Source organism: Luteipulveratus mongoliensis (assembly GCF_001190945.1).
GTDB lineage: Bacteria > Actinomycetota > Actinomycetes > Actinomycetales > Dermatophilaceae > Luteipulveratus > Luteipulveratus mongoliensis.
Window position 1 is genome coordinate 1616787 of the sequence record NZ_CP011112.1, and the last position, 15398, is coordinate 1632184.

At 67.4% G+C, this 15398-nt stretch carries 30 protein-coding genes; 4 read left to right on the top strand and 26 right to left on the bottom strand.

Features of this window, described 5'->3' with window-relative positions; all coding sequences use genetic code 11:
- Positions 1-16: 16 nt before the first annotated feature.
- The 23 genes from VV02_RS07675 to VV02_RS07770 form a co-directional block, all read right to left on the bottom strand.
- Positions 17-682, bottom strand: coding sequence for a hypothetical protein (locus tag VV02_RS07675; RefSeq protein WP_052590839.1), 666 nt, complete (start codon positions 680-682; stop codon positions 17-19).
- A complete protein-coding gene (locus VV02_RS07680; RefSeq protein ID WP_052590840.1) occupies positions 672-1238 on the bottom strand; it encodes an HNH endonuclease in 567 nt (188 codons plus the stop codon). The genes VV02_RS07675 and VV02_RS07680 overlap by 11 nt, the downstream gene beginning before the upstream one ends.
- 34 nt (positions 1239-1272) lie before the next feature.
- Positions 1273-1395 carry a hypothetical protein gene (locus tag VV02_RS27300; protein ID WP_281177290.1) on the bottom strand — a complete coding sequence of 41 codons (123 nt, stop codon included), beginning with the start codon at positions 1393-1395 and terminating at the stop codon, positions 1273-1275.
- The gene (locus VV02_RS07685; RefSeq protein WP_052590841.1) at positions 1392-1655 is read right to left on the bottom strand and encodes a YegP family protein; all 264 of its coding nucleotides are present in this window, start codon (positions 1653-1655) and stop codon (positions 1392-1394) included. The genes VV02_RS27300 and VV02_RS07685 overlap by 4 nt, the downstream gene beginning before the upstream one ends.
- On the bottom strand, positions 1655-1996 hold the full coding sequence (locus VV02_RS07690; protein ID WP_052590842.1) for a hypothetical protein: 342 nt from the start codon (positions 1994-1996) through the stop codon (positions 1655-1657). The genes VV02_RS07685 and VV02_RS07690 overlap by 1 nt, the downstream gene beginning before the upstream one ends.
- Entirely contained in the window at positions 1996-2580 is a 585-nt protein-coding gene (locus VV02_RS07695; protein WP_052590843.1) for a hypothetical protein, read from the bottom strand. Before VV02_RS07695 ends, VV02_RS07690 begins: the two co-directional genes overlap by 1 nt.
- On the bottom strand, positions 2580-3266 hold the full coding sequence (locus VV02_RS07700) for a lambda exonuclease family protein (RefSeq protein WP_052590844.1): 687 nt from the start codon (positions 3264-3266) through the stop codon (positions 2580-2582). Before VV02_RS07700 ends, VV02_RS07695 begins: the two co-directional genes overlap by 1 nt.
- Positions 3263-3445 (bottom strand): hypothetical protein, encoded by a 183-nt coding sequence (locus tag VV02_RS07705; protein WP_052590845.1) that lies wholly within the window; start codon positions 3443-3445, stop codon positions 3263-3265. Before VV02_RS07705 ends, VV02_RS07700 begins: the two co-directional genes overlap by 4 nt.
- Entirely contained in the window at positions 3442-3579 is a 138-nt protein-coding gene (locus VV02_RS26360; protein ID WP_157063320.1) for a hypothetical protein, read from the bottom strand. Before VV02_RS26360 ends, VV02_RS07705 begins: the two co-directional genes overlap by 4 nt.
- Complete coding sequence (locus tag VV02_RS07710; protein WP_052590846.1) at positions 3576-5138, bottom strand: DNA cytosine methyltransferase; 1563 nt, start codon at positions 5136-5138, stop codon at positions 3576-3578. The genes VV02_RS26360 and VV02_RS07710 overlap by 4 nt, the downstream gene beginning before the upstream one ends.
- Before the next feature lie 106 nt (positions 5139-5244).
- Positions 5245-5508, bottom strand: coding sequence for a hypothetical protein (locus VV02_RS07715; protein ID WP_052590847.1), 264 nt, complete (start codon positions 5506-5508; stop codon positions 5245-5247).
- Positions 5509-5620: 112 nt separating this feature from the next.
- The gene (locus tag VV02_RS07720) at positions 5621-5962 is read right to left on the bottom strand and encodes a hypothetical protein (RefSeq protein ID WP_052590848.1); all 342 of its coding nucleotides are present in this window, start codon (positions 5960-5962) and stop codon (positions 5621-5623) included.
- Positions 5963-6101: 139 nt separating this feature from the next.
- Positions 6102-6575: a hypothetical protein gene (locus VV02_RS07725; protein ID WP_052590849.1), complete on the bottom strand. Its 474-nt coding sequence runs from the start codon at positions 6573-6575 to the stop codon at positions 6102-6104.
- Entirely contained in the window at positions 6572-6973 is a 402-nt protein-coding gene (locus VV02_RS07730) for a hypothetical protein (RefSeq protein ID WP_052590850.1), read from the bottom strand. The genes VV02_RS07725 and VV02_RS07730 overlap by 4 nt, the downstream gene beginning before the upstream one ends.
- Entirely contained in the window at positions 6970-7284 is a 315-nt protein-coding gene (locus VV02_RS07735) for an ead/Ea22-like family protein (RefSeq protein ID WP_052590851.1), read from the bottom strand. Before VV02_RS07735 ends, VV02_RS07730 begins: the two co-directional genes overlap by 4 nt.
- The gene (locus tag VV02_RS07740; protein WP_052590852.1) at positions 7281-7571 is read right to left on the bottom strand and encodes a hypothetical protein; all 291 of its coding nucleotides are present in this window, start codon (positions 7569-7571) and stop codon (positions 7281-7283) included. Before VV02_RS07740 ends, VV02_RS07735 begins: the two co-directional genes overlap by 4 nt.
- The gene (locus VV02_RS07745; RefSeq protein WP_052590853.1) at positions 7568-8320 is read right to left on the bottom strand and encodes a hypothetical protein; all 753 of its coding nucleotides are present in this window, start codon (positions 8318-8320) and stop codon (positions 7568-7570) included. The genes VV02_RS07740 and VV02_RS07745 overlap by 4 nt, the downstream gene beginning before the upstream one ends.
- Positions 8317-8451: a hypothetical protein gene (locus VV02_RS27305; protein WP_281177291.1), complete on the bottom strand. Its 135-nt coding sequence runs from the start codon at positions 8449-8451 to the stop codon at positions 8317-8319. Before VV02_RS27305 ends, VV02_RS07745 begins: the two co-directional genes overlap by 4 nt.
- Positions 8448-8864 (bottom strand): hypothetical protein, encoded by a 417-nt coding sequence (locus VV02_RS07750; protein ID WP_052590854.1) that lies wholly within the window; start codon positions 8862-8864, stop codon positions 8448-8450. Before VV02_RS07750 ends, VV02_RS27305 begins: the two co-directional genes overlap by 4 nt.
- Before the next feature lie 190 nt (positions 8865-9054).
- Positions 9055-9417, bottom strand: a complete 363-nt coding sequence (locus VV02_RS07755) for a hypothetical protein (protein WP_157063321.1) — start codon at positions 9415-9417, stop codon at positions 9055-9057.
- Positions 9399-9560, bottom strand: coding sequence for a hypothetical protein (locus VV02_RS07760; RefSeq protein ID WP_157063322.1), 162 nt, complete (start codon positions 9558-9560; stop codon positions 9399-9401). Before VV02_RS07760 ends, VV02_RS07755 begins: the two co-directional genes overlap by 19 nt.
- A gap of 618 nt (positions 9561-10178) precedes the next feature.
- The gene (locus VV02_RS07765; protein WP_157063323.1) at positions 10179-10388 is read right to left on the bottom strand and encodes a hypothetical protein; all 210 of its coding nucleotides are present in this window, start codon (positions 10386-10388) and stop codon (positions 10179-10181) included.
- Entirely contained in the window at positions 10385-10639 is a 255-nt protein-coding gene (locus tag VV02_RS07770; RefSeq protein ID WP_052590858.1) for a helix-turn-helix transcriptional regulator, read from the bottom strand. The genes VV02_RS07765 and VV02_RS07770 overlap by 4 nt, the downstream gene beginning before the upstream one ends.
- Positions 10640-10738: 99 nt before the next feature.
- Here VV02_RS07770 and VV02_RS07775 point away from each other — a divergent pair, with 99 nt between their 5' ends.
- Together VV02_RS07775 and VV02_RS07780 are read left to right on the top strand one after the other, a co-directional pair.
- Entirely contained in the window at positions 10739-11083 is a 345-nt protein-coding gene (locus tag VV02_RS07775; protein WP_052590859.1) for a helix-turn-helix domain-containing protein, read from the top strand.
- A gap of 330 nt (positions 11084-11413) precedes the next feature.
- Complete coding sequence (locus VV02_RS07780; RefSeq protein WP_157063325.1) at positions 11414-11782, top strand: hypothetical protein; 369 nt, start codon at positions 11414-11416, stop codon at positions 11780-11782.
- Here the strand turns inward: VV02_RS07780 and VV02_RS07785 are convergent.
- Positions 11760-12305: a hypothetical protein gene (locus tag VV02_RS07785; RefSeq protein WP_157063326.1), complete on the bottom strand. Its 546-nt coding sequence runs from the start codon at positions 12303-12305 to the stop codon at positions 11760-11762. The two genes, VV02_RS07780 and VV02_RS07785, sit on opposite strands and share 23 nt — an antisense overlap.
- 63 nt (positions 12306-12368) lie before the next feature.
- Here VV02_RS07785 and VV02_RS26365 point away from each other — a divergent pair, with 63 nt between their 5' ends.
- A complete protein-coding gene (locus tag VV02_RS26365; RefSeq protein ID WP_157063327.1) occupies positions 12369-12518 on the top strand; it encodes a hypothetical protein in 150 nt (49 codons plus the stop codon).
- Between the two features lies 1 nt (position 12519).
- Here VV02_RS26365 and VV02_RS07790 read toward each other — a convergent pair whose 3' ends face one another.
- Positions 12520-13722, bottom strand: coding sequence for a tyrosine-type recombinase/integrase (locus tag VV02_RS07790; protein ID WP_052590862.1), 1203 nt, complete (start codon positions 13720-13722; stop codon positions 12520-12522).
- A 198-nt stretch (positions 13723-13920) separates the two neighbouring features.
- Here VV02_RS07790 and VV02_RS07795 point away from each other — a divergent pair, with 198 nt between their 5' ends.
- Positions 13921-14439 carry a hypothetical protein gene (locus VV02_RS07795; protein ID WP_052590863.1) on the top strand — a complete coding sequence of 173 codons (519 nt, stop codon included), beginning with the start codon at positions 13921-13923 and terminating at the stop codon, positions 14437-14439.
- Between the two features lie 47 nt (positions 14440-14486).
- On the opposite strand, the gene VV02_RS07800 is transcribed toward VV02_RS07795, so the two are convergent.
- Positions 14487-15392 carry a Vgb family protein gene (locus VV02_RS07800; RefSeq protein ID WP_052590864.1) on the bottom strand — a complete coding sequence of 302 codons (906 nt, stop codon included), beginning with the start codon at positions 15390-15392 and terminating at the stop codon, positions 14487-14489.
- Positions 15393-15398 lie beyond the last annotated feature (6 nt).

Below are 15398 nucleotides of genomic sequence, written 5' to 3' on the forward strand. Positions count from 1 at the left end.
TTCATCATGGCGTCGCTCACCCGGCCCTGCGGTCGGGTGACGGCTCGTCTCCGGCTTCACCGTCGTCTCCCTGGTGAGTACCTGGGAGATCAGATGATGAGGATGGAGAATGGAGTGTGGAGTATGGAGTATGGAGTTCGGCACGATTCTCGGAACCCTGTGGCGAACCCTTTACGGAACCCTTTGGGGAAGGGTTCCTCGACAGGATTCGGGAACCCTGGTCGAAAGGCATTGACCTCTTACTCAGCAAGGGTTCGACAAAGGCCCAGCCCGAGTCGGTGGGACCCTTCTCGTGCAGCCCCTTCAGCTGATCGACGATGACCGCGCGCAGCACCTTGGACGCCACTCGAGCGTGGTCCTTGACGAGCCGCTTGGACATGTTCGGAGACCGCAGTAGTCCGTCGTGCTTGATCCACGACCGGATTAGGACCTCTTCCGACTCGGCGTCAGCGAGGATGAACCGCTCGCGTGTCAGCTCCTCTGCGAACGTCTCCACGTCGGTCGCCTGGAGCTCGGCCGTAGCCGCGGCGATCCTCGAGGGTCGCCAGTCGGTCGTCCCGCAGAAGGTGAGGGCCGGCGACGAGAGCAGATGAAGGTAGAGCCACTGCGCGGGCGAGGTGAGGTCGCGCCAGTCGTCGTCACCCCAGATGTCGCGGCGGATGCGGGCATGGTCACTCGCCACCTGGGACCTCCTCGTCCAGGATCTGCTTGGCCCGCTCCTGGAGGTCGCGAATGTTGCTCCAGCAGATGCCGCAGAAGTAGCGGAAGTGGTTACGTCCGGACCATGGCGAGAGACGGCTCGCGGTGATGTGCACGGCGTCCGTGATGTCCTCCGTGGTCAGCCCGCCTGCGAGGAACCGACGGACACTCGACTCCCAGTTCATCGGCAGCTGAGACGTGACCGTCGCCGCATCCCAGGTCCGGCGGAAAGCCTCGATCTGCTCACGATCACCGTCGCGGTCGGCGGCCCGCTCTTGGGCGGCGGCTTGTAGCGCCTTAGCCCATCGCAGGGCGTCCTCCGTCACGGCGGCAACCGACTCGGCGTCGGGGCTAGAGCTGCCCTTGCCGGCGTTGCAGTCCTTGCAGCACGCGACGAGGTTGTCCGGGTCGTCGGTGCCGCCGAGCGCGACCGGCGTGACGTGGTCGATGGTCAGCGCGCCCTCGCTCGAGCGGCAGTACCGGCACGTGTAGTTGTCGCGGCGGAGAACTTCGAATCGGGTGCGCTTGGTGACAGCCATCAGGCAGCCTCCTTTTCAGTTGTCGGTGGGCGGGCTAGGCCGCCTGCTCCTGTGGTCGGATGAGCACGGACCATGACCCGTCGGCGTGGATCGAGAGCGTGTCGCCGGCCGCCGTGAGCACCTGGTACACGACGCGCGTCCCGTCCTCGGCGCTCAAGGAACGACCTCGACAAACACGTGCGAGTACGCGCCGCGCCACATCCGCCCCTGCTCGTAGATGCCGCCGTCGGGTGTGCGCAGCCGGTTGCGGCACTCGTAGGACGTGCCGCACACGGCTGCCATGGCACGCACGCAGTCGATGCGGCGGACGTAGCCCTCGCTGCTGCCGGCGAGGGTCTGCCCGTTTGCTGCGACGTACCGCCAGCGCCAGTCCCCGAGCACGTCGCGGTAGACGGTGATCTTCGGTGCGCGCGCCATCAGTCGGCCTCCTTCTCGGTGTTGTCGAAGTCGCGGCGCGGGTCTGCCTTGGCGATGGCATCGGTGAGCAGGTCGCGGAGCTTCACGGCAGACGCCTGGTCGAGGCGATACGTGTACTTGCCGTCGGGTCGCCGTGTGGTGACGTTGATCCCGAGGGTCTTCCGTGACGCGAGCCCGGATCCGTCGGGGCGGACGGTGGTCTCGCGCGCGACTGCCACGGCGATGCCGTTGTCGTCCTTGCCGATTCGACCGATGCGCTCGACTGGGTGGTTGCGGCGCGTGCCCCTGAGCACGTCTTGCACGTTGCTCAGGACGTCCTCGATGTAGCGGGCGGTGTCCATCAGTCGGCCTCCTGCTTGGGCTGCTGCAACTCCTGGTAGTAGGCGAGCAGCGACGTGACGTCAGCCTCGGTCCACTTGCCCACCGGCTTGCCCAGTCGCTCGCCGAGCTGCTCGACTGTGACGCCGACGTCACGGAATGCGTTGATGGCTTTGTCGATTCGGTCCGACAGCCCGGGTGCCGCCGGTGCGCCTGCGAGCGGCTGCACGCGGAACGGTGCTCGCTTGCCGCGCGTGACGGTCAGGGCCACCGTGAGCGCCTTGCCGTCCTTGAGGTCGGACAGGTGGCTGATCTTGATGCCGCCGACCTTCTCGCCGCCGAACTTCACCTCGGGGTCGCGGTAGATGGTCATGCGCCGGCCGACGTAGACGTCAGTCTTTGGTCCCCAGGCCATGATCATCACGCGCCGCATGGACTTGGACGGCTTGTACGGGCGGCGTGGTCCGTACTCGTCGGTGACGATGTCGACGGGCTGCTCGGCGTTGCCCTTGCGTACCTCGACGACTGTGACCGTGCGCGGCCCGGACATCAGGTCGTCAGCGTTCAGCTGGTCGCTCTTGGGGACGACGGTCTCGGTCAGGTCCATCAGGCGATCTCCATCTCTCCGAGTTCGGGGATGCGTTCGGTGGCGGGGTAGCGGGTGGCGGCTACCTCGTAGGCGGCGACCATGGCGGCGGCGTTCTCCTCGAACTGCGCGAGCGCGGCGACGATGGCCTCGCGCCATGCGGGGTCGCGCTTGACCCGCTTGACGTACAGGGGCAGGCCGCCGGAGTAGGACACGTAGTCGCACCAGGAGCGGCCGGAGACGAGTAGCCCGGTCTGGATCTGGGCCATGTAGCCGGCGGGCACCTCGTCGGCGAGCAGCACGCGGACGTGCTCCTTGGGCTGCGGGCACTTGATCTCGATGGCCCCGTCCTTGGCTACGAGCCCGTCCGGGGAGTAGCCGAGTCGGCGTCCGTCGATGCCGTCGCGGACCATGAAGCCCATCTCGTGGACGGGCGTGTGGGCGTACCGCTCGGCGTAGATCTCGCGCGCGTACGGCTCCATCTCCACGCCTCGCCACATGTCCGGCGTGCGTACGGTGTCCTCGACGTGGCCCGTAATCCGTTCTGCCACGAGCGTTCTCAGCAGGCCACGTGAGGTGTCGTTGTCGGCGACCTTGAGGGTGGGTGTGAGCAGCTTCCCAACGACCGAGGCCGTGACGATGCCGCACCGTGCTTGCAGCCACTCGTCCGTTCCTTGGATCAGGTTTGGGTACGTGGTGAGGGTCATGCGGACTCCTTCCGTGCTGCCTGGTACCGGTCGCAAGCGCCTTGGTATGCGGCGCCCCCGAGGAGTGCGCGTGTGCTGGTGGGGCTGGTCTCGCGCATCACCTGGGCGAGGTGTCCCCAGAGGCGGTCGCGGTCGGCTCGGAGTGCGGCGAGGTGGGCCGCGTGCATGGTGCTGGTCATGTCTGCTCCTTGAGTCCGAGCATGCGTGCGATGGTCGGCCCGTCTGGTTCGCGCATGACGAATCGGGTTGCGGCTGCTCGCTGCTCGGGTGTGATGTGCAGGGAGACCAGCGCGGATGACGTGGTGTCGCTCATGCGGCGTACTCCTTCGTGAAGTCGTAGGCGAACGCCATGCACGCGGCGTACGCCTGCTGGGGGACCACGCCGTTGCCCGCTGCCTTCAGCTGGGCGTTGCGTGCGGCGCTGGGCTTCATGCCGGCCCAGATGGCGGGGTTGGTGATGTGCCCGTCGGGTAGTCCCATGAGCCACTCGGAGAAGGCGGGGGACAGGCGCGGGTTTCCCTTGGGTCCTGGCTCGGTGGGTGCGGGTGCGGGTCGCCCGAACATGGCCTCTTGGCGACGGATCGCAGGGCCGTACTCGCGCCAGTCCTGCTGGTTGCGCACGGTGGCGTCGGTGAGCGTCGTGCCGTGCGTTGCGGTCGTGTCGGGGTTCCCACCACTGGCCTTGTGGTCGCTCACTGTCGTCGTCGGCAGCAGCTTCGCGACCGCGCTCGGCAGCATCAGGTCCCCAGATGAGCCCGCCTGGTCGGGGCCGCCCTTGGTGCCGTCGCCAGCACGCGGTGTCGGGAGCATGCGCTGCGCCTCGATGGACAGTGACTTGCCGTGCCCGTTGCCGTTGCCGTGCTTGGCCTGCATAGCCTCGGCCCAGGCGTCCCAGGCGTCCGGCGTCTTGCCCTCGCCCATGTCGTTCACGGCGGGCGTGGGGAGCAGCACGTGCTCGACGACGTCCTGCAAGCCGACTGAATGGCCGCCCGAGCGCCGCTTGTCCGGGTGCTGGCCTGCATGCTTGCTGGTGCCGCTCGCCTCCGGAGTTGGCAGCATCGTGACCGCCGAGCGAAGCTGCGCCTCGCGGTTGTCCACGCTGCCAGCCTTGGCGTCCGAGCGGATCGGCGTTGGTAGCAGGCTCATCCAGCTAGGTACTTCGCCACACCCGGCAGCAGCAGCTCGTCCGACCGCTCCCCGCTGCGCGTCAGATGCCCACCCATTGAGTCGGCCACTGAGGGCGTGTGCACCATCTGCGGGAAAGGCGAAGATGAAGACCCGTAACCGGTTGTGCGCCGCGCCCACGTCGGCCGCTCGTAGGCCGTACCAGAACGCGTCATACCCGATGTCGGCCAGGTCTGCGAGAACCGCTCCGAGTGCCCGCAGATCAGGTTGACCGTCTCCGTCTCCCAGACACCACGGGCACGGTTCCACGTCGCTATCGGCTTCGGCACTGAGGAGTCCTCTCACGTTCTCGGCGACGACCAGCGAGGGCCGCAGCTCGTCGATGGCGCGGAGCATCTGGCCCCACAGCCCGGATCGGGTCTTGCCCTCGCCGTCTCGGATGAGCCCGGCGCGTCGGCCGGCGTGGCTGACGTCCTGGCAGGGGAAGCCGCCCGCGATGATCTCGACGAGGCCGCGCCAGGGTGACCAGTCCACAGTGGAGACGTCACCAAGGTTGGGCACGTCAGGCCAGTGGTGGGCGAGGATGCAGCACGGCGAGCGATGCGGCTCGTAGTGCCCGACCGTGCCGTCGTCGCTGACCTTGCAGACGTCGGCGACGGCGACGGTCTCGGCGTTGAAGGCAGCTTCGAGCGCCATGTCCAGGCCGCCCGTCCCGCTGAACAGGGAGACCAGTCTCGGCCGGCTCATGGCTTGTCGTCCTTCCGTGTGCGGCGTGCGTCTGCGGTCCATGACGCGAGGCCGATGCCGAGCGCGATGATCAGGCCGACGACGAGCGCGCCGGTTAGGTGGCCACTCATGGCCACACCCGGATCTCGATGAACTGGTAGCGACCGGGGTGGTCGCGCAGGATGCGCCTGGTCTGGCCGTACAGGACCGGCTTGTCCGACAGCCACCGCACGGGCTCACATCCGGTCGTGGCGAGTGCTCCTGCGAGGCAGTCGATCCGGCGCGTGTAGCCCTGACCCGAGTCACTGAGACAGCGGCCGTTGCTCATGAACGCCCAGCGCCACTGGCGGTCATGCGCTGAGCGGGTGACTTCGATCCGAGGGTTTCTCATTTTCGGTCCTTCTTGGCTGGTGGTGGGACGGGCGCGGCGCAGTCCTTGAGCAGGTATGTAATCTCGCGGGTTGCCTTGGAGCGCCCTGGGTTTCGCGCTTTCCTCTTGCTGCTCACAGGTACGCCCCGATCCGGTCGGTGGGGGATGCCTTGGCGCAGCGCTCAGCCCACGCCCGCATGCGCCCCTGGAGGCACTGGTCGTAGTCGCCCCACCCGTTGGCGGGGTTCATGGCGCGCCACTTGTCCGGCTCCGTTGCCATGTGGTTGAGCACACCGAGGATGTGCTCGCCGACCTCGCGAGCGGGCTTGCCCTTGATCTCACGCCACCCCAAGAAGCCCGCCTCGCGGAGCATCTTGGACAGGTTGTAGGTGACGTTCAGTTCGTCATCGGTGGACTCGTTGCCACGGCCGCAGTGTGGGCAGGCATCGCGCAAGATCCAGACGTCGGCGCTCATCGCCGTCCCCTGCCGATCTGGTCGAGGTTCGATGGCTCGTTCCATGAGTGCTCGTCCGGGACTAGCGGCGCGGACACGAACGCCGTTGCGAGCCAACCGGTTACGGCACCAATGACGATGCACACGACGATGGCGGTGATCACGACTCGGCATCCGCGATGTCGTGACCGTCGGCGTAGAACCGCGCGAGCCGCCAAACGCCATAGGGGAGATCGGCGGTCTTCAAGAACTCCCGCCACCGTGCGGCGTCGTAGCCCTTTAGCGCGTCGCGTCGGACGGGAACGTAGTAGGCAGGGTCGTACGTCTTGTGACCCTCGGGAACGGTCGCGATGATCTCGACCCTGACGACGTGCTCGTTGCTGACCAGCGTCGTCTCGCCGTCAGTCCACTGACCGCCGCTCATCTCGCCGACGTAGCGGTTGCCAGATACGGCCGTGACGAACGCGAGCGTCCCGTCCGGATGCGTTGGTCGCGGGTCGGCCACCTCGGCCAACGTCCGCAGACGCCGTGCGGCAGCTTCGTACTTCCCGCCCTGCCGGTCGAGCAGCGAGGCAGCGTCGCGGTAGGAGGCAGCCTCAGCCTTGTTCTCGTCTGTGGTCTGCCCGATGCTCATGCTGGCGTCCCTTCGTAGTGGTCGTCATAGGTGGCGTGGTCGTCGCACGGGCGGCCGAACAGGTCGGCGTCGCAGCGTCGGCACGTGGCGTCTGGGTGGTCGTCGCATGCACCGGACACGGAGCACGCGCAGGCCGCGCACTCGTCGTCGGCGTCCATCTCGGACAGGTACGTGCCGTGCTCGGCCTGCAACCGGTTGAGGTGCCCGAGCAGGTCAAGCACCTGGGACTCGTCCAGCAGGAACCCGGCGACGTCGCACGTGCCCTCGTAGACACCGCCCGCGTATCGGCGTGCGGCTGCGTCGAGGTCGCTGCGCCAGATGTCGCGGCCTGCGTACGTGACCAGGCGTGCCCCGGTGGACTGGGCGAGGATCAGCTGCGGCGCCTCGGTGCGGGTCATGACTCACCACCGAGGATCAGGTCAGCGAGGGCCAGCGCGTCCGTGTCGTAGTCCACGTCCAGCCGCCAGGACTCGGCGCGCTCGTCCAGCAACTTGGCCATGCCGATCCCGACACCGGGGTGCATGGTGGCGATGTACTCGGCGTCGGCGCGCTTGTCGAAGTCCTCGGACACGGCGACGTCATCCCCGGAGCCGCGGCCGGAGAAGACCACGTTGTACAGGGTCGGGTCGCTGTACCAAGGTCCGGCCGTCGCCGCCGCCGCTCGCTCGCGCAGCACCTTGGCCGCCTCACGCAGTCGCTCGGCGTTCATGACGCGGGCCTGTGGATCCAGCAGCCCTGGCCGCCGACCATCCGGCACTCATCGCAGCGCGCCTTCTCGTCGGCGCGCACGGCATCGTCCAGGACGGCTTCCATCTCGGCAAGCTGATTGACCGTGACCTGATGACCGGCCAACTCGACTGTGGGCCGGGGGTGTTCGCGGTGTGCGCGTTGTGCGTAGCCCACCTGGGCGTACGTGGCCGTGGACTCGATGCCGTTGTCCCAGCCGAACGCGATCCGGTCGCCGCCGTTGATGGCGCGACACTTGAATGAGGTCATGACGCGCTCCGAGTCCAGAAGTCGTCACACGTCTCGGGCGTGGTCGAGTCCTCGGTCAGCGGGTGCGCCGCGATCGCCTCAGTGTCCGACGCGTAGACCGGGACGTCCGGGTAGTTCCGCAGCACCTTGCGCACACGGATGGAGGTACGCAGGTCGTCCTCGATGTAGGCAGGCGGAACGATCAGCGCAACGATGCGAGCCTTGGATGCGCGGAACCCGCGTGACCCGGTGGTGCAGACGCCGTACCCCTCGATCACGGCGGCAAGGGCAACGCCCTCGTCGCGCGCAGTCTCGTAGTAGTCGGCGCTGCCGTCGAAGTAGGCGTAGAACCCGCACTTGCAGTCGAGCGCCGCGACCGTGTGCATGGACTCCTCGGCGTTCTCGGCCTGCTCGGCGTCGATCAGTGCCTGTGCTCGACGCTGCGCCTGGTCCGCCTGCTGACGGAGTGCCGCTGGGCTCGTCCGGGACGACGGCCACGACGACGACCAGAACCGGGTCGACGAGGACGTGGGCGGCGGTGTGGTGTGGATGCTGTAGCCGCCAGCGCCGTACAACGAGTTGAAGAGGTCGGCCTGGAGCCTCGCGTAGATGTTCACGGCCCGGTCCTGGAGGCACTCAGCCACGTTCTCTCCGGGCGTCCACACAGACTGATGGGAGACGCCAGTCAGGCGACCCAACCCATCGACTCGGAACGCGCGCAGGCCGAACATCGAACCGGCCGCGAACGGGCGGTCAGAGAAGTCGCTCATGCCGGAACCGCCTCACGGTCAGGCACCTGCACCGGTGCGTGCTCGGGAACGGGGACGGTCAGCGGCTCCAGCTCGATCTCGCGCTGGTCCTCGCCGATGTCGCCGCAGATGATCAGGGTCAGGTGGTTCATGACGTTGCGACCTCTCGCTTGTGCGTCGCGAAGAACTGCGACTGACGCTCGTTGGATGCCTCGATCAACGCGGCCTGGATATCGGCCGCCACGTCATCGGGCATGGGATCGGCGGACCGGACGCGGACCCACCAGTCAGCGAGGCGCAGCTTGTGCTTGGCCTTCGCTGCGGCGACCTCGGGTGCGTCGCCGGACACGAGGTGTACGTGACCCTCGGCGACGGCCTGGTCCTCGATGCTGCGCTTGAACTTGGCCGAGCGGCCGTGGAGCGCACGGGCTGCGGCGTGGCATGCCAGGCAGTTGGCGACCCTGGTGTCGGAGTGGAACGCGCATGTGGTCGGACGACGGCGTGCAGCGTGCATCGCCGAGAGGTTGTGCTCGTGCTGGTCGTGCCGGTTCTGGAGCGTGTCCATCGGTAGACTCCTTGGATAGGTGAGGGCAGACCTGGTGGCTTGGCGTCTCCGGGGTCTGCCCTCGCTGCTGTGTGCTGAAGTGGTCCGGGACGACGCCGCGGCCTGGCGAGCGAGGCGTACGCCGTCCCGTGGTGTGTGACCCGGTCGGCGGCGGGGGGACCCACATCGGGTGCAACCGCCGACCGGGAGATCAGGAAGACGCCCGCCAGACGCCGTTGCGCGAGTAGCGGCGCGACGTGCGCTCGGAGTGGTAGTCGCCGACGCGCTGGATCCGTTTGGCCGACGCGTAGCCGCCGAGGATCGCTGGCAACAGGCTCGGCGAGTGCGGGGCGAACGCGACGCCGTCCAACTCGGCTGCAAGGACTGCCTCACGCCTGACGTCGTCGGCCGTAAAGGTCTCGCCGTCAGTCCGGTAGTTGAGGATGCAGACCTCGATGCCGATGCGGATGTACTCGCCGTGACCACGGTGGGCTGCCTTGTCGGCGGCCTGCACGGCTGCGATGCCCTCGGCGCGGAGCTTCTCGCCCGTGACGGTCACTTCGACGTGACCCACTGGACGAGTGCGACCACAGCCCAGACCCCGACGCCAGCGAGCGCCAAGGCGAACAGGACGCAGAAGACGAACCAGGCTCCGAAGGCGGCGCGCGCTCCACCGGATGGGCGGCCTACGTGGTCGAAGCACTTGTCGCGGTCCATGAACGGACGGGCGGTGCAGTTACGAACGGCGCATGAGCGCATGGCTGAGTCCTCTCGTTGGGTGGTGCCCCCGGTCGAGCGGCCGTCACCGCCAGGTGTCCACGCGGGTTCGTGGGTTCACTGCTCGACCGGGGAGATGAAGTGCCCGGCCGCTCAACCCGTGGGGGTGGGGAGCGACCGGGCCGTGCGACACATCCGAGCGACCCGTTGCTAGGACACGACGGGGGCCACGTGCTCGGCAGTCGCAGCACCCCCAACCGGTTCTAAACCGTGCCGAATCAAGTTCGGTGAAGGGGGCTCAATCCCGTTGGTAGTGCTCAGGATTGATAAGCCTGTTCAGTAGGGCTGATGCACGTCTGCGTTCCCTGGCGGGGCCTTGCGCTGGTCGGTGTGCCCTCTCGGCAGTCCGTTGCGCTCGCTCCCACTCGCCGTGTAGCGCCCGTACCAATAGGGCCCCGTACCTTCGGCGTGCTCAGCTATTCAGTTCTCAAGTTGCACCCCGCTCGTGGCGGGGAAGTCGTTAGCGCTTGCGCTCACCGTTCGTGCACATCGGGCACCCATAGCCGCCGCAGTACTTGCACTTCCAGTACGCGGCCCACATGCACGAGGTGGCGGTACTCATGACGGCCACCGGTCGAGCCACTCGTCGACGTGCTTGCGGAGCGAGACCTTGCCCTTCTCGCCCTTCCGCTTGAACTCCAGCGGCGGTGGGAAGGAGCCGTCATCAACGCCGGTCTCCCACTTCGCCCACGCGCGGCGGACGGTGGACTCGGACGTCTGCGTGTCGGTGGCCACGTCGCGCAGCTTGAGGACGGTGGTGGTCATCACGCGACGACCTGCTCAGCGACCGCCATGAGCGCGCTCGGCCGAGTGCCGAGAAGCGTTGCGAGCCGGACGATTTCGTCGGCCGTCAGCGGAGAGTTGCCCGTCGGCGAGAGCCGCCGGTTCAGGGTGGTGGAGGGAATCCCGGTCTTCTCGGCCGCTTCTCGCTGGGAGATGCCTGCCTCGGCCAGGGCCTCGAGTACGACGCTGGCCAGCGAGCGGGCAGTGTCATCGGGGGTGGATCGGGGGTGCTCCATGTGGAACACCCTATGCCCCACATGGGGCACAACGCAAGAGGGTGGAGCCAAAAATCTTCAATAGGTCTGGTGCCCCATATGTGGGGCATAATGATCCGTATGGACACCACGCACGACAACGCGCGGGAGCGGACGCCCTACGCGGACATGGTCAGCGCACGGCTACGAGCCGAGCGCGGAGACAAGCAGCTGACGCTCGACGGCCTCGCCGAAGCGGCGGGCATTCCAAAGGCCACGCTGCGACGAATTCTGTCTGGCGAGAGGGTCGCTGACGTATCGCAGCTGGTCCGCTTGTGCCGCGCACTCGGGCTGCAACCGTCGAAGTTCCTCGAGGATGTCGAGCGACGCCTCGACGGCGCTGACCCGATCGTGCCGGCTACGCCGCAGGTGCGCCGGGTAACTGCAAAGCGTGCAGGACGTGCTCGACAATCTCCCGACGACTGAGGCACGGGTCGGCGACTGCGGTGCGCTCTTCCTCGATCACGAGGACATCGCCGTGCAGGTGTGGCGCGAACGCCACATGCCACCCCAGCGCGTTCAGCTCATCCAGCGGGTCGATCCCTGTCGCCTCGCCGTTCTCAAGTGCCACGATGTTCCCCTCGTGCTGACTCCCGTGACCGCCGCATCGTTGCGGCGCCCTCCCCCTTGGGAGCACGCTAGACCAGCGACGCGTAGTTGTGTTGGTTACTTCACGGTATTCGTCAGATCAGGTCAGTAAGCGTCGCGTAAAGGATAGGTATACGAATGGTCAAGGCTGCTGCTAGCGTCAACGGCATGGCCGAGCGTGCCCTTCCAGGGTTCCCCGACAACCTCAACAGGTTGCTCTCGCTGGTGTGCTGGATCGAGGACCGATCACGCGGCCCGCAGCTGGTCTACTTCTCGCTCACCGGCCTAGCCGAAGCGGCGACCGAAGCGGGGTGCCCCATGAGCGCGAAGTACACGGCGATGTGCGCCAACGGTGAGATCCCGTCGCCGGCCGCCGTGATGGTCGGGGCGATCGCCGACGCGTTCAGCGCCAGGACGACCGTCGAGGTCTCGCCGCTGCTGTTCTTCCGACCCGACGTCGCGGCCCGCACGTTCGACCTGCTGGAGTTCGAGCGGTCGCGCCTGGCCGACCAGCTCAGGTCCGCTGGTACGGCGTAATCGCGAACGTCACCAGTGCCGGCACAGCGCCCGGCTTCCTTGGTGTGTCTCGGATCTCGCTGATCATGTCGGCGTAGCCCTGCTCGATGTCGTCGGCCTGCTCGGGTGTGAGCCACAGCAACGAGTCCCGTGACGCAGCGTTCTTCCAGGCAGGGTCACTCCGCCGCTCGTGGGCGAAGTCCAGCTGCGCCTCGGACCGACATCGCAGGAACGCGCGCTCCATCCGCAACGCGGCCTCGACGAGGTCGTCGTCCTGCCCTAGGTCTTCGGGGATCGTCATGTCCTGCATGTCTGCGCGCCATACGGTGTTGCGTGACTTCCCGTCGCCGTCCTCGATGGCGACGTGGCCCACGGCGTGCAGCATCCCCAGGTGGTAGCCGATGGATGCGCGCGCTTCGACGACGCGCCGGCCGAGGTCGGTCCCGGTCTGTGGCCCGTGCAGGATCAACGCGTGCAGAAGGCGAATGCGCGCCAGGTCCGACGCCGCGTGCATCCGGTCGAGTAGTTCACTACGCGTCGTCATACTGCGAACCATACTTCTCGGCTTCGCTTACGTGGGCCGGATAAGTCCGTTACCGTGTGAGACATGAAGACCGCACTCGCTGCCCTGGCCGTTGCTGGCTGCCTGTCACTGCTCGCGCTTCCCGCCAGTGCAGACGGCGAGCAGCGGCCGACGCCGACCACCACAACGACACATCCGCCCGCGACGACCGACGTCGTGTGCAGCAACTGCTGAATCACTCCGGAGCGGTCAGCTGCAGCCTCTCAGCGACCGTCTCAAGCGCCTTACGTGACATCTCCTGCGAGACGTGTTGGTAGCCGCGTGAGACCACGATCGACGAGTGACCCAGGATCGCCGTGATCACGTGCGGGTCGATTCCAGCCTCGAGCAGCAGAGTGGCCGTGGTGTGCCGGGCCTCGTACAGGTCGTATCGCCGACCCTCGTCGTCCTCTACTCGCGCTACCTGGGCTTCGTCGTTCAGCGCGACCCACGCGGCCCGGTCGACGACAGCGCGCATGGGTCGTCCTTCCTCGGCCCACACCAGGCCGTGCTCATTCTTCGGTGCGTCCTCGCGCCACTTCATCAGCGCGGCCACCAGCCACGGCACCATCGGCACGACGCGCTTGCCCTTGGACGTCTTCGGCCGCACCAGGTGTGCCGCGCCCTTGAGCTGCTTCGCCTCGTACGCATCGGGCACCCGGAACGTGCCAGCCTTCTTGTCGAGGTAGGGCAGCCGCTTGAGCTGCCATGACACGTCGATAGTCTTCTTGTCGAAGTCGATCGCCGCCCACGTCAGGCCGCGGCACTCAGCCGGGCGCATGCCCTCGAGCAGGGCGGCGACCCACCGTGCGGCATCCGGCCGCTTGCTGGCGACCTCGAGCAGCGCGAGCGCGTCGGGCAAGGGGATGGCGTCACGGTCACTCTCGGCCCTCGGCGGCCGGCGCACGGAGAACGCGTTCTGAGGAACCGTGTGCCCCTCCGCTCGTGCGGCGTTCAGCATCGTGATCAGGTTGGCGTGGACGCGCAATGCCGTCGACGTCGAGTTGGCCCCATCGCGTAGGGCCGCGTCTTGGACCGCGCGCACGTGAGCGGGTGTGAGGTTGGCGAGCTGCACCTTCCCGATGGCCGGCACGATGTGGCACTTCACGGCGGACGCGGCGGTCGTGTAGGAGTCGGGCCGAGCGTGCCGGACGTACTGCTTGAGCCACTCCTCAGACCAGCGGCGGACGGTCATCTTGGCGGTGATCTCCGGGACGCCCTTGGCGGCGTACTCACGGTTGGCTTTCGCGAGGCCAGCCTCGGCCGCCTTGCGTGTGGCGAACCGCGTCTTGGTGACGCGACGTCGGCCACCGGAGGCGGTGAAGCCCACGTCGATCTGGTAGCACCAGTTGCCCGGCTCCTTCTCGAAGACCGAGCCCGTACCCTTGCTGCGTGCCATCACAACCCTCCAGGTTAGCCATTCGTTAGCCATCCTGAGATTAGCCTATGGCTAACCGGAGGCCAGAAAACCCGCGGAATCACTGGGGTCTCGTGGTGTCAGGGTACTCGATGTTTTCACTTGTAATGAAGATGTCGCGGGTTCGACTCCTGTCACCGGCTCCAACTCCGCACCATCGTGACGACCCCGGAGGCTGTCGTGACTGTGCCCAGCGATCTCGTACGACGGCGCCGACGGCTCGTCCTGCTGCCCCTCACCGTCCTCGGATCGGTCCTGCTCGTCCCGTGGACCATCTACCTAGCGTTTGCGCTGCCGCACCACTACGTCGCGCGGCGGTGGGACTGGACCTGGACGGGCTTCGACATCGTGCTGACGCTCGCCCTGGGCGCGACGGCGCTGCTGGCCTGGAAACGACGACTGATGACCGTCGTCACCGCAGCCGTCGCGGGCACGATGCTGCTGATCGATGCGTGGTTCGACGCGATGACGGCAGCGGCCGGCGATCTGGGCGAGTCGCTGGTCGCCGCGCTCGTCCTCGAGGTCCCGATGGGATTGCTTCTGCTCAGTGTCGCCGCACAGATCACCCTGAGGGTGGCGCGAGCACTCGCGGCGGCGCAGGGTCAGCAGTACGCCCCCTGGTGGCGAGTCCCGATGCATCGATCCGCGGACAAGCCCGCCCCGGTCATGCAGAAACGGGACTCTGACGCCTGTGCCTGACGGGGGACGCGGCTGCTCCCGGACGCGCGTTCGGGAGCGGCCCGAGATCAGTCGGCTTTGCGGGGAACTCGGGCGAGGGCACCGATCTCCAGTGCCGCCCACAGTGCGCGGTCGGGCCCACAGGTGATGCCATGCGGCTCGGACGCAGGCGTGGGCAGGTCATAGAGAGTGACGGCTCCATCGCGGGTGATCGATCCGATGCGGTTGCCCTGCCACTCCGTGAACCACGCGACGCCTTCGTCATCAACGGTGATCGCGTGCGGTCGCGCGGCGCGGTCGGGCAACGGGAACTCAGTGATTTGTCCGTCCGGCGTCATCCGACCGACCTGGCCCGCGCCGATCTCGACGAACCACAGCGCGCCGTCAGGGGCCGACGCGACCCCGACGGGTGCTGCAGCCTCGGTCGGCAACGGGTGCAGATCCACGGCACCGTCCATGCTGATCCGGCCGATGGCGTTGGCCTGGTTGAGGGTGAACCACATCGCCCCGTCGCTGCCCGCCGTGATCGCCGACGCGAATGCTCCTGTGGTGGGGAGTGGGAACTCGCTCACCTGTCCATCGACGGTGATGCGGCCGATGCGGTCCGTCGTCGTCTGGGTGAACCAGAGCGCGCCATCCGGGCCGGCCGCGATGCCGAACGGCCCGCTCTCCGGTGTCGGAATGGTGAACTCGGCCACCTCTCCGGCAACGGTGATTCGGCCGATCCGGTGCGCCTGGTACTCGGTGAACCACAGTGCGCCGTCGGGTCCGGGCACGATGACGGTCGGTCCGCACTCGGGGTCGAGCCGGTGGAAGGTCGGTGTCTCTCCGGGAACGAGGCGGCCGATCAGGCCGTGGTGCACGACCGTGAACCACAGCGCGCCGTCCGGGCCGGTCGTGATCGCGTACGGTCCAGCGTCACCTTCGGTGACGACGAGCTCCTGCGCGGTGGTCTGGTGTCCGTGAGCTGCCATGCCCAC

Bases quoted from the DNA above. Each gene is read 5' to 3' on its own strand.
- VV02_RS07745 (WP_052590853.1), bottom strand. From the start codon at position 8,320: ATGAGCGACTTCTCTGACCGCCCGTTCGCGGCCGGTTCGATGTTCGGC.
- VV02_RS07735 (WP_052590851.1), bottom strand. From the start codon at position 7,284: ATGAACGCCGAGCGACTGCGTGAGGCGGCCAAGGTGCTGCGCGAGCGA.
- VV02_RS27305 (WP_281177291.1), bottom strand. From the start codon at position 8,451: ATGAACCACCTGACCCTGATCATCTGCGGCGACATCGGCGAGGACCAG.
- VV02_RS07710 (WP_052590846.1), bottom strand. From the start codon at position 5,138: ATGAGCCGGCCGAGACTGGTCTCCCTGTTCAGCGGGACGGGCGGCCTG.
- VV02_RS07685 (WP_052590841.1), bottom strand. From the start codon at position 1,655: ATGGCGCGCGCACCGAAGATCACCGTCTACCGCGACGTGCTCGGGGAC.
- VV02_RS07725 (WP_052590849.1), bottom strand. From the start codon at position 6,575: ATGAGCATCGGGCAGACCACAGACGAGAACAAGGCTGAGGCTGCCTCC.
- VV02_RS07695 (WP_052590843.1), bottom strand. From the start codon at position 2,580: ATGGACCTGACCGAGACCGTCGTCCCCAAGAGCGACCAGCTGAACGCT.
- VV02_RS26360 (WP_157063320.1), bottom strand. From the start codon at position 3,579: ATGAGCGACACCACGTCATCCGCGCTGGTCTCCCTGCACATCACACCC.
- VV02_RS07800 (WP_052590864.1), bottom strand. From the start codon at position 15,392: ATGGCAGCTCACGGACACCAGACCACCGCGCAGGAGCTCGTCGTCACC.
- VV02_RS07750 (WP_052590854.1), bottom strand. From the start codon at position 8,864: ATGGACACGCTCCAGAACCGGCACGACCAGCACGAGCACAACCTCTCG.
- VV02_RS07785 (WP_157063326.1), bottom strand. From the start codon at position 12,305: ATGACGACGCGTAGTGAACTACTCGACCGGATGCACGCGGCGTCGGAC.
- VV02_RS07790 (WP_052590862.1), bottom strand. From the start codon at position 13,722: ATGGCACGCAGCAAGGGTACGGGCTCGGTCTTCGAGAAGGAGCCGGGC.
- VV02_RS07740 (WP_052590852.1), bottom strand. From the start codon at position 7,571: ATGACCTCATTCAAGTGTCGCGCCATCAACGGCGGCGACCGGATCGCG.
- VV02_RS07690 (WP_052590842.1), bottom strand. From the start codon at position 1,996: ATGGACACCGCCCGCTACATCGAGGACGTCCTGAGCAACGTGCAAGAC.
- VV02_RS07780 (WP_157063325.1), top strand. From the start codon at position 11,414: ATGGCCGAGCGTGCCCTTCCAGGGTTCCCCGACAACCTCAACAGGTTG.
- VV02_RS07680 (WP_052590840.1), bottom strand. From the start codon at position 1,238: ATGGCTGTCACCAAGCGCACCCGATTCGAAGTTCTCCGCCGCGACAAC.
- VV02_RS07730 (WP_052590850.1), bottom strand. From the start codon at position 6,973: ATGACCCGCACCGAGGCGCCGCAGCTGATCCTCGCCCAGTCCACCGGG.
- VV02_RS07715 (WP_052590847.1), bottom strand. From the start codon at position 5,508: ATGAGAAACCCTCGGATCGAAGTCACCCGCTCAGCGCATGACCGCCAG.
- VV02_RS07770 (WP_052590858.1), bottom strand. From the start codon at position 10,639: ATGGAGCACCCCCGATCCACCCCCGATGACACTGCCCGCTCGCTGGCC.
- VV02_RS07760 (WP_157063322.1), bottom strand. From the start codon at position 9,560: ATGGACCGCGACAAGTGCTTCGACCACGTAGGCCGCCCATCCGGTGGA.
- VV02_RS26365 (WP_157063327.1), top strand. From the start codon at position 12,369: ATGAAGACCGCACTCGCTGCCCTGGCCGTTGCTGGCTGCCTGTCACTG.
- VV02_RS07705 (WP_052590845.1), bottom strand. From the start codon at position 3,445: ATGACCAGCACCATGCACGCGGCCCACCTCGCCGCACTCCGAGCCGAC.
- VV02_RS07700 (WP_052590844.1), bottom strand. From the start codon at position 3,266: ATGACCCTCACCACGTACCCAAACCTGATCCAAGGAACGGACGAGTGG.
- VV02_RS07720 (WP_052590848.1), bottom strand. From the start codon at position 5,962: ATGAGCGCCGACGTCTGGATCTTGCGCGATGCCTGCCCACACTGCGGC.
- VV02_RS07775 (WP_052590859.1), top strand. From the start codon at position 10,739: ATGGACACCACGCACGACAACGCGCGGGAGCGGACGCCCTACGCGGAC.